Origin of the sequence: Mesobacillus foraminis (assembly GCF_004340465.1) — a bacterium.
Lineage (GTDB): Bacteria > Bacillota > Bacilli > Bacillales > Cytobacillaceae > Mesobacillus_B > Mesobacillus_B foraminis.
Genome location: NZ_SLVV01000001.1, coordinates 504340 through 514729 on the forward strand (window position 1 = coordinate 504340; position 10390 = coordinate 514729).

Below are 10390 nucleotides of genomic sequence, written 5' to 3' on the forward strand. Positions count from 1 at the left end.
TATGGTGGTACCCCTGAAAGAATCAGGGGTACCTGCTTCTATTTACTTGCTGATTTCCAGGCCTGTTTCTCTTGCAGCCTTTTCCTCGGCCGCTTTCAGCGCTTCCTCAACGTCCTTGCCATCAATCACCTCGCCCAGGGCGCCGACAATTGTATCGTTCACATCCATGAAGTTCGAGCCGTAATCAAGGGTAGGGATATCTGTGGACAGCTTTCCAAAGAATTCGGATAGCGCAATTCCAAAGTAATCATCTACTTCCTTGAACTTCTCTGTTTCATAGTAAGGCTGCCAAGAAGGGAACAAGCCATATTTCATCTGAACATCCTGGCCTTCATTTGTCATGAGTGTGTACTCAATGAACTTCCAGGCCAGCTCTTTATTTTCGGACTGAGAGGAAATGGCCAGAACCGATCCTCCTGAATGGGATTGATTTGGACCTCCTTCCGTAAAGGCCGGCATTGGCATGATTCCCCACTTTCCTTTTTGATCCTCTGCCTGTGTTTTGATGGAGCCTGCATACCAGACGGGATATACCGCTGTTGCAATTTGGTCATTAGCAAACGCCCGGATTCTGTCATCCCATGTCGGAGCATCAACGACTAAGCCTGCATCCACCATTTTCTTGAACATATTGACAGCTTGTATGTTTTCCTCGGTAACAAACTTAATGTTTCCATCCTCATCATAATATTGGGCTCCAAGCTGATTCATCAGCATACGATACATTTCGGCTATATCTTTAGAGCTCATTCCCAATGCCAGCATCTTTACACCATTTGCTTCCTGGATTTTCTTACCTTCCTCAATGAATTTATCCCAGGTTGTTAAAGAAGCTGGATCCACACCTGCTTTTTCAAACATATCTTTTCTATAATAAATTCCAACAGGGCCTAAATCCCATGGGAGCGCCATAACTTTTCCATCTTTATCTTTCACCAGATTGAGGGCAACCTCTGCAAACTCACTTTCTTTTCCATCCAGCCTTGCTGTCAGGTCGACAAACTGACCTTCAAACACGTCTAAAAAATTTGGGAAATCGCGCTGCTGAATTTGCATTATATCAGGTGCACCTTTTCCCGAGGTTAGAGGCGGAGTAATGCTGTTATAGTCACTCGTCACATATTCAATTTTGACTTTGGCCTTCGGATATTTTTTCATGAAATTTTCTGCTTCCTCAGTGAGCGAGTCAGCCGCAAGGTTCCAGCTGGCCACAGTGATTTCACCTGAAACTTCTCCCTCAGGCGCCTCTTTTTCCAATCCTGCCTCTGTCCCGGAAGTGGATTTGCCTCCGCCCGAGCAGGCACTAAGTATCGAAATAAGCATTACTGCCGCTAAAACAACTGAAAAATAGCGTTTAAACATCCCATTTCCCCCTATAATAGTGTTTTTAGAAAAAGTCATACGCGATGTATCCTTCCTCGCATCCCTATAGTTTTAAAGGAATAGGAAAGGCTCCCAACATATGAAACTCGATTTTTTTATTTACCACCTCCCTAAAAATAAGAACGTTAATACGTTGCTTGCAAATTCTAGCGCACATCATTGTTTGCGATTGCCCAGCCCTCTTGAAATGCTGCCTGCACAGGCTGTTAATTTAGCGGCATACTCCTCAACCATTGTTGTAGGAAGCCGGTAGGTCGGCGCCGCCACACTGACTCCCGCTACAACCTTGTTATGATGATTGAAGACGGGGGCAGCGACACAGCGAATGCCCAATTCATGTTCCTGCTCATCGATTGAGAATCCCCTGCTCCGGATTTCATCCAAATTGGCCAGCAGGCTCTCCCTGTTTGTATGAGTGTATTCCGTAAATCTATGGAGTCCCTTTTCCGTAATGATTTGATCAATCTCCTCTTCCGGAAAAAAAGCCATAATTGCCTTTCCAACACCTGTACAGTGGACCGGCGCCCGCCTGCCGATTCTTGAATACATCCGAATCGTTTGAGGGCTTTCAATTTTATCTATGTAAACGATTTCACAATTCTCTAAAATAACCAGGTGAACGGTTTCGTCCAGTTCATTTACTAGTTTTTGAAGATAAGGCTGGGCAACTGTTCGAATATCAAGGGTTTCCAAAACGGTCTCCCCCAGTTCAACCAGCTTTAAGCCTAATAAGTACTTATCATTTTCCAGATTCTTTGTTACAAGACCAAAATTACAGAGGGCAGTTGTCAAACGATGGGCCGAACTCTTCGCCACCTCCAGTTTTTTTGCAATTTGAGTGATGCCCATCCCGCCTGGATGGTCCTTTAACAAGTTTAAAATGCATAAGGCTCTTTCTACAGATTGAACGGAGGAATTGCTTTTTGTCATTGACATCCCTTCACCCGCCACGTTGGTATTTTCCCTTGTTCCCTCATACGGAACATTGTTCCTCTTTCATCAATTTTTACAAGCCTAGTTTAAGTAACATTCGAAACATTGTCAATAATAATTCAGAAAAAATATAATATTCGATAAATTTACAAGAGATTCGACAGCAAATTAAAAAAATACGTATTTGCGTAACTTAAGTTAGGCTTTTACTGTCTTATAACCTTTTTGGACAAAATAAAAAACGCAATACTTCGTTCCTGTTTCAAACGAAATACTGCGTTATATATGTATTGGAGCGGGTGATGGGAATCGAACCCACTACATCAGCTTGGAAGGCTGAGGTTTTACCAGTAAACTACACCCGCGAAATAACTTTATTTTGTTTTGTTTTGTTTACCTGTGTTCCTGTTGACTATTATTATATTACACGTTATTTCTGTATTCGTCAACCCCTTTTTGCAGTTTTTGTCGAAACCCTTTTAGAAACCAAAAGTATCGGAATTCTCCACTTATTTTATTCTTATGAAGAAAGCCAATGCATCATACCATTAGCATTGGCTTTTTATCATTTTTTATAAATGGGAAACAATTAATTTAGCATTTCCAGTTAATTGATATTGGCCAAATTCCGAAGGCAGAAGGAAATGATCTCCTTTTCGGAACGGATGGGAATGGCCGTCCTGATTCAGAGCACCTTCCCCTTCAATTACACTTATCAGCAGGAACTGTTGGTCTTGCTCCAGCTGGGCCCTTCCATTTAAATCCCACTTATGTACAGTAAAATAGTCACACTCCACAAAAGTGGTCATTTCGAGTCCATCTATTTTCTTTGTTGCGGACTGAATTTCCGGATCTGCAGATGGCACAGTTGTCACTTCGATCGACTGCTGAATATGAAGCTCTCTCAAATTGCCGTCCTTATCACGCCGGTCATAGTCATACACCCGGTAGGTAGTATCCGAGTTTTGCTGCGTTTCAAGGATGATAATCCCTTCCCCAATGGCATGGATGGTTCCGCTCGGGACAAAGAAAAAATCTCCGGCTTTCACTGGTACTCGGCGCAGCAAGTCATTCCAGCGCCCTTCCTCAATCATTTTTGCTAACTCTTCCCTTGTTTTTGCATGATGGCCATAGATAATTTCAGCCCCTTCTTTACAGTCGACAATATACCAGCACTCTGTTTTTCCCAGTTCGCCATTCTCGTGTTCCCTGGCATAGGCATCATTGGGATGAACTTGAACCGATAGATCATCATTAGCATCAAGAATCTTGGTTAACAGGGGAAAGCGGTCACCCTCGGAATCTCCGAATAATTCCCGGTGCTTTCCCCATAACTCTCCCAGGGTCAGGCCCTTTAACTTACCGTTCTTCACAACACTCTGGCCATTTGGATGCGCGGAGAACGCCCAGCATTCCCCGGTCTGGTCTGAATGGAGTTCGTAGCCGAATTCTTTTAATGCCTGCCCTCCCCAGATTCTCTCCTTAAAAATCGGCTCAAAAAATAATGGTTCTCTTGTCATCTGTAACACTCCTTAAAAGTAATACCGTTAAATTGATGCCAAGAGGAGCTGATTATTAAAGTCAGCTCCTCTTTTCCATTACTCGATTGTTTCAAGCAGGCTGTAGGCCTCTTCCTTTGTTTTTACAGACAATAATTGCTCTCTGAAGCTGTCATCCATCAGTTTTCTGGAGAGCATTTGAAGGATTTTCAGATGGGCGTCTCCAACGCTTTCTTTTGGAACAGCAATCATGAAAATCAATTTAGCATCAGTCTGGTCAAAGCTCTTCCAGTCCACTCCGTCTTGTTTAATTCCAAAGACAACTGCAGGTTTTTTAACACTGTTGGATTTCCCATGCGGGATAGCGATATTCATGCCAATCCCCGTTGTGCTCTCTGCTTCACGGTCCAGAATGGCCTTCCTGAAATCCTCACTTGATGTCAGGATGCCTTGACGGTCCAGCTTGCCAATCATTTCATCGATCACTTCATCACGGCTTGTCCCGGCCAATTGTATATCAATCAAATCCAGGCTGGTGATGTCAGTCAGTTTATTGATGTGCAACTCTTCTTCCTTATTAGTCTGCCCTGAGGCTTCCTGGCGCTCTGGCTCTGGTGTTAAAGGTTCATCAGGAGCCTCAGATGGATACGTTGCAGGCTGTTCCTGATTATCTACATTTTTTTTCAGCGCGTTTGCCATTATGGCTGTAACCAAGGAACCAATAATAACTGCAATAAAGAACATCAGCACATTGTCAACAGCCCCAAGAACAGCAACAATCGGTCCTCCGTGTGCTACACGGTCCCCCACATTTCCTAGCATGGCTATGACAGCCCCGACCATAGCTCCGACCATATTACTTGGAATAACCCTTAATGGGTCTTGGGCAGCGAAAGGAATAGCTCCTTCAGTGATTCCAAACAGTCCCATCGTAAAGGATGCCTTACCTGTCTCCCTTTCAGCTTCCCGGTACTTCTTTTTATTTAAGAAAGTCGCGAGTCCCATCCCGATTGGCGGAATACAGATGGCCACTGCAATGGGTCCCATAATTTCATAATTTCCCTCGCCAATCATTGCTGACCCAAATAAAAAGGCAACTTTATTTACTGGGCCGCCCATATCAAAGGAAATCATTGCCCCTAAAATTAACGCCAATAGGATTGAACTAGTGCCCTGCATTCCCGCCAGCCATGAAGTCAGACCAACAAATACAGCTGCCACAGGAGCCCCAATAATATAGACGAATGCCATTCCTACAATCAAAGAGGCAAAGACCGGAATAATAATAATCGGCATGATTGGCTGAATGGCTTTAGGAACCTTCAGCTTCTTAATCCATAATGCTACATATCCCGCAAGAAAACCAGCAATAATACCACCGATAAACCCCGCACCTGCTTCACTTCCATAAAAGCTTCCGTTTGCTGCAATATAGCCGCCGATCAATCCAGGTGCTAAGCCAGGGCGGTCAGCAATACTTACAGCAATAAACCCAGACAGAATTGGTACCATGAAGGTAAAGGACGCTGCCCCAATACTCTCAATAGTCTTCCAGAAGGAATCCTCCGGAATGACGATCCCGCCGGGCGTTTTTTCTCCCCCCAATGTCAAGGCAATGGCAATCAGAAGGCCCCCGATGACAATAATAGGAATCATATAGGAGACACCATTCATCAAATGGCGGTAGATTGGGTTTTGCTTATCCTTCTTTCCTGATTTGCCATCATCGCCGGTTTTACTTTGCGATTCAAGAACAGGAACATTGCCAGTGGAAAAACGGCTGATTAGCTCCTCAGGCCTTCTGATCCCCTCCTGAACACCAGTAACCAAAACTTTTTTCCCTGCGAAACGGCTTTTGTCGACCGTTTTATCGGCAGCAATGATAATGCCATCCGCTTCCTGAATATCTCTGTCTGTAAATTCATTTTCAACCCCGATGGAGCCTTGTGTCTCCACTTTCATTTGTACACCCAGTTTATCGGCCGCCTTCTGTAAATTCTCTGCTGCCATGTATGTATGGGCAATACCATTAGGACACGATGTAATCGCTAACAGTTTCATTCGCTTTGTCCTCCTTGCATACTATGTATTATTTTTAATATATCTCAAATAAAAGCGGTAAAAAGTATGAAATGTTGCCGGAAACTCCGGAAAAACTATTTTTTTACCTAGGCAGGTGCAGCTGGAGTAATTCAGGAAGCTCATTCAAGTGCGAGAGAAATATATTCTTGTCTTGAAATGAGATAAGCCTTTGCAGGACACCCGGATGCTCACTCAGACTAGACAATTCATGAAACAGCTGCTTGGTCCTTTCCAGGTCCTCCTCTTTTAGAGCAAGCATAATAACCATAGAAACCTTTTCCGTTTCCCAGTCAATCTCCTCTTTGAAGGTTGCAATGGCTATTCCTGATTTAAGGATGTAGCTTCGGTCAGCATGCGGAATGGCCATGCTGCTTCCGATAGCTGTGGAGGACATCCGTTCTCTGGCAATGGCATAATGTCCATATTCTTTTGCAACATATCCCTCTTTATACAATTGTCCAGCCAGAAATTCTATTATTTCAAACCGATGGCACTTCTCTTGATGGAGAAAGATGGACGATGAGAGTGCCAAAGTGGATAATACAGATTCACGCCTTCCAAAATGATCTGTTCGATCAAGGGTTTTTAAAAATACGTCCAACTTTATGGTTTCCACATCAGATAACAGCGGTGAGACAACGATATGGGGAATTGTTAATAGTGGAACTTCTATAGTGGAGATCACTAAATCTACTCCTGTCCTGTCAAGATAGTGATTCAGATCCGCTTTTCCAATACAGTCAGTCACAGTGATAGCAGAGAATTTTCTTTCTAGTTTTGACCGTAAAAGCTGAGACATTCCAATCCCCAGATGGCATACGATGACTGCTTTCTTTTTTCTGATGTTATTCTTTAACTGCCTTTCAATAGCTGCCTGGAAATGGAGAGTCAAATATCCGGCTTCTTCCTCCGGTATTTGAAGGAAGAAGGCCTCATTTAATTTTCCAAGGATGTCAATCACCTTGTTAAACAGATAGGGATACATTTTTTTAATTTCAGGCAGCATAGTGTTAGAGATATCTAGCCCATGGCTTAAACGGTTGAGGGCGGTGTTTAGATGAACGGACAGTCCCTTTTGTAAAATAGTGTCATCTGTAAATCCCTGTTCAGCCTCCCCCGCCATTTCTTCAATTAATGCAGCCGTAAGCTTATTCAGGAGTGGATGAGTAAGCGAGGAACCTTGCTTTATCTTTGCGCCAATTAACTGAAGCGCAAAATACATAATTTCCGACTCAGAAAAGTGAACAACAAAGATTATTTCAATTTTCCTGAAAAAATCCCTGGCCCATTTATATTCCTTTTTGTCCTGCAGAAATTTACGATCTTTATCATCTATAAAAAAAGAGTGTTGAAGCTTAACTCTCCTGATTTGCAGCAAAACATGAATAATAAGATCATCCAAAGCATCGTCCGTAAAATAAAGAGAATGCTGTTTCACTAACTCATTTATCTCGGATTGGATAATTTCAACTTCATACTTTGAAAATTGCCCGGCAATATACCTGAAAGGGGATTTGCTATCCCCTGCCAGCTGTGACAATCTGGAGAGAGCCACCCGCATGCTCTTTTCTGAGCCCTCCACCATTATTCCTATCCTTTGTTTAGTGATCAGCGTTAACCCCATATGTTCCAGCCATGCCCTAACCTTGTTTAAATCCGTTTTGATCACATTCTTATTCACATAGTATTTTGCTGCCAGGGCACCAGCTGAAATGGGTTCTTTGCTCATAAGCAGGCTGTACCCGATGCCCAGAAGCCGATCCTGGTCATTCATTGCCTCGACTTGGTAATTTGCAAACAGCCTCTGATAAAGATCCGCTTTCTCCACCTCTCCTATTTCCAGGAGTACCCCATAACCCGGCTTCCTGATTAAAGCAGCGCGGGAAACTGATTGAAGATCTTTTTCGATTTTTTTAAGATCATTCCTGATCGTTTTTTCAGAACATTTAACCTTGTCGGCAAGGCTCTGAATTAACAAGTACACTCCCACTGGCTGAACCAGCAGCAATTTTAAAATTTCTATTTGTCTAGTATTCATTTCCTCACCTTTTGCTAAGATACTTTTACAAAATAAACTTAGTAATCTTGTTTTACTGCTTTTAACGCAAAGATAGGTGCCATAAAAAAACCTCCGTTCCAGTTCAACGAAGGATCAAATTAAAATTCAACTGATAATCATGATGCCCGCTTTTAAAAAAAATACGGCGAAGCCTATACCTTAGGCCAGTTCCAGCATTATGTTATATTAACATTTCAGTGAAGTCTTATTATAAACAACCACTAATTATTATCCGTTTAATTGACAATACCGTCAAGAACACAAGCCATGTTTGTTCTTATGGCGATTGCAGTATGTTATGACTATACATAAAAAACAGCTAATTATTGTATGTACGGCCGGATTACATGATTTAAAAATTGGAGGAATAAAGGGTGAATAAGAAATTTGTATTGGCTGCCCTGGCATTGGCAATTGGAAATTAGAATTCGAAACGAAACTATACTAAAAAACCATTAGCCACATCAATTGATGTACATGGTTTAGTTGCCTTTCACCCATCCCGGGAAAATAGAAAAAGACCTTCAACATGGACTGTTGAAAGTCTTGATTTGACAGCTTTGGCATGCTGTCTGCTAGTACCGGTGGTCGGGGTCGAACCGACACTCCCGAAGGAACACGATTTTGAGTCGTGCGCGTCTGCCAATTCCGCCACACCGGCAAAATCATCATAAATATTTAAGATGGAGGCGGCAACCGGATTTGAACCGGTGAATAAAGGTTTTGCAGACCTTTGCCTTACCACTTGGCTATGCCGCCTTAAAACTTTGGAGCGGAAGACGGGATTCGAACCCGCGACCCCAACCTTGGCAAGGTTGTATTCTACCACTGAACTACTTCCGCAAAAATGGCTGGGCTAGCTGGATTCGAACCAACGAATGACGGAGTCAAAGTCCGTTGCCTTACCGCTTGGCTATAGCCCATTATCATTATATTCAGCTATCATCATTTTTGTGATTAATGGGGCGATCGATGGGAATCGAACCCACGAGTGTCGGAGCCACAATCCGATGCGTTAACCACTTCGCCACGACCGCCATAAAAAGTAAATTGGCAGGGGTAGTAGGAATCGAACCCACACTGGAGGTTTTGGAGACCTCTGTTCTACCTTTAAACTATACCCCTGTATAATGGTGGAGGGGGACGGATTCGAACCGCCGAACCCTGAGGGAGCGGATTTACAGTCCGCCGCGTTTAGCCACTTCGCTACCCCTCCAATATTATAACATGTTTCAAATAAACTCTTAAAATAAAATGGTGGCTCAGGACGGAATCGAACCGCCGACACAAGGATTTTCAGTCCTTTGCTCTACCGACTGAGCTACTGAGCCGTAATAAATTTATATTTCATAATAAGTTATCGTTCGTCCTTTGCTCGAAAGACCTTCGGTCTTTCTCGCAGGTTGACGCAGAAGCTGTCTCTGAGAGGTTTGCAACCTGCTCTACCGACTGAGCTACTGAGCCATAGTTTATTGAATTAATAACTTATTAAAATAATGGCGGTCCGGACGGGACTCGAACCCGCGACCTCCTGCGTGACAGGCAGGCATTCTAACCAACTGAACTACCGGACCAGATTGCGGGGGCAGGATTTGAACCTGCGACCTTCGGGTTATGAGCCCGACGAGCTACCGGACTGCTCCACCCCGCGATAATAATATTTATGGTGGAGGATGACGGGATCGAACCGCCGACCCTCTGCTTGTAAGGCAGATGCTCTCCCAGCTGAGCTAATCCTCCATAATGGTGACCCCTACGGGATTCGAACCCGTGTTACCGCCGTGAAAGGGCGGTGTCTTAACCGCTTGACCAAGGGGCCAGATATGATAATTATAATGGCGGAGAGCAAGGGATTCGAACCCTTGAGACAGCGGTAACCGTCTACACGATTTCCAATCGTGCTCCTTCGACCTCTCGGACAGCTCTCCATATGGCTCCGCAGGTAGGATTCGAACCTACGACCGTTCGGTTAACAGCCGAATGCTCTACCACTGAGCTACTGCGGAATAATGATGAAAATTCATCGCCTGGCAACGTCCTACTCTCACAGGGGGAAACCCCCAACTACCATCGGCGCTGAGAAGCTTAACTTCCGTGTTCGGCATGGGAACGGGTGTGACCTTCTCGCCATCGCCGCCAGACAATTTTTTTCAAGACATTTACTATTATAACGTCTTTTTTCTATTTTGCAAGAGAAATTTTTCATTCCCTCAAAACTAGATAATGTAGGTAAGAAGAAGTAATCCGAGTATCGTTCTTAACGTATTAGGTTAAGTCCTCGATCGATTAGTATCAGTCAGCTCCACACGTCACCGCGCTTCCACCTCTGACCTATCAACCTGATCATCTTTCAGGGATCTTACTAGCTTGCGCTATGGGAAATCTCATCTTGAGGGGGGCTTCATGCTTAGATGCTTTCAGCACTTATCCCTTC

Annotated in this window: 5 protein-coding genes, 15 tRNA genes and 2 rRNA genes; all 22 read right to left on the reverse strand. The window is 43.8% G+C overall.

The window, feature by feature from the left end; all coding sequences use genetic code 11:
* Window positions 1-42 precede the first annotated feature (42 nt).
* Window positions 43-1362, reverse strand: coding sequence for an ABC transporter substrate-binding protein (locus tag EV146_RS02365; RefSeq protein WP_158286971.1), 1320 nt, complete (start codon window positions 1360-1362; stop codon window positions 43-45).
* 177 nt (window positions 1363-1539) lie between these two features.
* Window positions 1540-2313, reverse strand: a complete 774-nt coding sequence (locus EV146_RS02370) for an IclR family transcriptional regulator (protein ID WP_199232651.1) — start codon at window positions 2311-2313, stop codon at window positions 1540-1542.
* Window positions 2314-2607: 294 nt separating this feature from the next.
* Window positions 2608-2681: transfer RNA gene (locus EV146_RS02375), tRNA-Gly, on the reverse strand.
* Between the two features lie 207 nt (window positions 2682-2888).
* On the reverse strand, window positions 2889-3836 hold the full coding sequence (gene manA, locus EV146_RS02380; RefSeq protein ID WP_132001415.1) for a mannose-6-phosphate isomerase, class I: 948 nt from the start codon (window positions 3834-3836) through the stop codon (window positions 2889-2891).
* Between the two features lie 78 nt (window positions 3837-3914).
* Window positions 3915-5876 (reverse strand): PTS fructose transporter subunit IIABC, encoded by a 1962-nt coding sequence (locus EV146_RS02385; protein WP_132001418.1) that lies wholly within the window; start codon window positions 5874-5876, stop codon window positions 3915-3917.
* A gap of 103 nt (window positions 5877-5979) precedes the next feature.
* Window positions 5980-7935: a BglG family transcription antiterminator gene (locus tag EV146_RS02390; RefSeq protein WP_132001421.1), complete on the reverse strand. Its 1956-nt coding sequence runs from the start codon at window positions 7933-7935 to the stop codon at window positions 5980-5982.
* A 600-nt stretch (window positions 7936-8535) separates the two neighbouring features.
* Window positions 8536-8617: transfer RNA gene (locus EV146_RS02395), tRNA-Leu, on the reverse strand.
* Window positions 8618-8640: 23 nt separating this feature from the next.
* Window positions 8641-8715, reverse strand: a tRNA-Cys gene (locus EV146_RS02400).
* 9 nt (window positions 8716-8724) lie between these two features.
* Window positions 8725-8799: transfer RNA gene (locus EV146_RS02405), tRNA-Gly, on the reverse strand.
* Window positions 8800-8804: 5 nt separating this feature from the next.
* A tRNA-Gln gene (locus EV146_RS02410) sits at window positions 8805-8879 on the reverse strand.
* A 38-nt stretch (window positions 8880-8917) separates the two neighbouring features.
* A tRNA-His gene (locus EV146_RS02415) sits at window positions 8918-8993 on the reverse strand.
* 14 nt (window positions 8994-9007) lie between these two features.
* Window positions 9008-9081, reverse strand: a tRNA-Trp gene (locus EV146_RS02420).
* A 6-nt stretch (window positions 9082-9087) separates the two neighbouring features.
* Window positions 9088-9172, reverse strand: a tRNA-Tyr gene (locus EV146_RS02425).
* A gap of 39 nt (window positions 9173-9211) precedes the next feature.
* Window positions 9212-9287, reverse strand: a tRNA-Phe gene (locus tag EV146_RS02430).
* 166 nt (window positions 9288-9453) lie between these two features.
* A tRNA-Asp gene (locus EV146_RS02435) sits at window positions 9454-9530 on the reverse strand.
* Window positions 9531-9533: 3 nt separating this feature from the next.
* Window positions 9534-9607 (reverse strand) — tRNA-Met (locus tag EV146_RS02440).
* 13 nt (window positions 9608-9620) lie between these two features.
* Window positions 9621-9696: transfer RNA gene (locus EV146_RS02445), tRNA-Val, on the reverse strand.
* Window positions 9697-9700: 4 nt separating this feature from the next.
* Window positions 9701-9775: transfer RNA gene (locus EV146_RS02450), tRNA-Glu, on the reverse strand.
* 17 nt (window positions 9776-9792) lie between these two features.
* Window positions 9793-9884: transfer RNA gene (locus EV146_RS02455), tRNA-Ser, on the reverse strand.
* A 3-nt stretch (window positions 9885-9887) separates the two neighbouring features.
* A tRNA-Asn gene (locus tag EV146_RS02460) sits at window positions 9888-9962 on the reverse strand.
* A gap of 19 nt (window positions 9963-9981) precedes the next feature.
* Window positions 9982-10097: ribosomal RNA gene (rrf, locus tag EV146_RS02465) — 5S ribosomal RNA — on the reverse strand.
* A 125-nt stretch (window positions 10098-10222) separates the two neighbouring features.
* Window positions 10223-10390: ribosomal RNA gene (locus EV146_RS02470) — 23S ribosomal RNA — on the reverse strand; the annotation flags it as partial.

What these genes read in the sequence shown, in the direction of transcription:
- EV146_RS02370 (WP_199232651.1), bottom strand. Translation starts at nt 2,313, where the DNA reads ATGACAAAAAGCAATTCCTCCGTTCAATCTGTAGAAAGAGCCTTATGC.
- manA (WP_132001415.1), bottom strand. Translation starts at nt 3,836, where the DNA reads ATGACAAGAGAACCATTATTTTTTGAGCCGATTTTTAAGGAGAGAATC.
- EV146_RS02385 (WP_132001418.1), bottom strand. Translation starts at nt 5,876, where the DNA reads ATGAAACTGTTAGCGATTACATCGTGTCCTAATGGTATTGCCCATACA.
- EV146_RS02390 (WP_132001421.1), bottom strand. Translation starts at nt 7,935, where the DNA reads ATGAATACTAGACAAATAGAAATTTTAAAATTGCTGCTGGTTCAGCCA.
- EV146_RS02365 (WP_158286971.1), bottom strand. Translation starts at nt 1,362, where the DNA reads ATGTTTAAACGCTATTTTTCAGTTGTTTTAGCGGCAGTAATGCTTATT.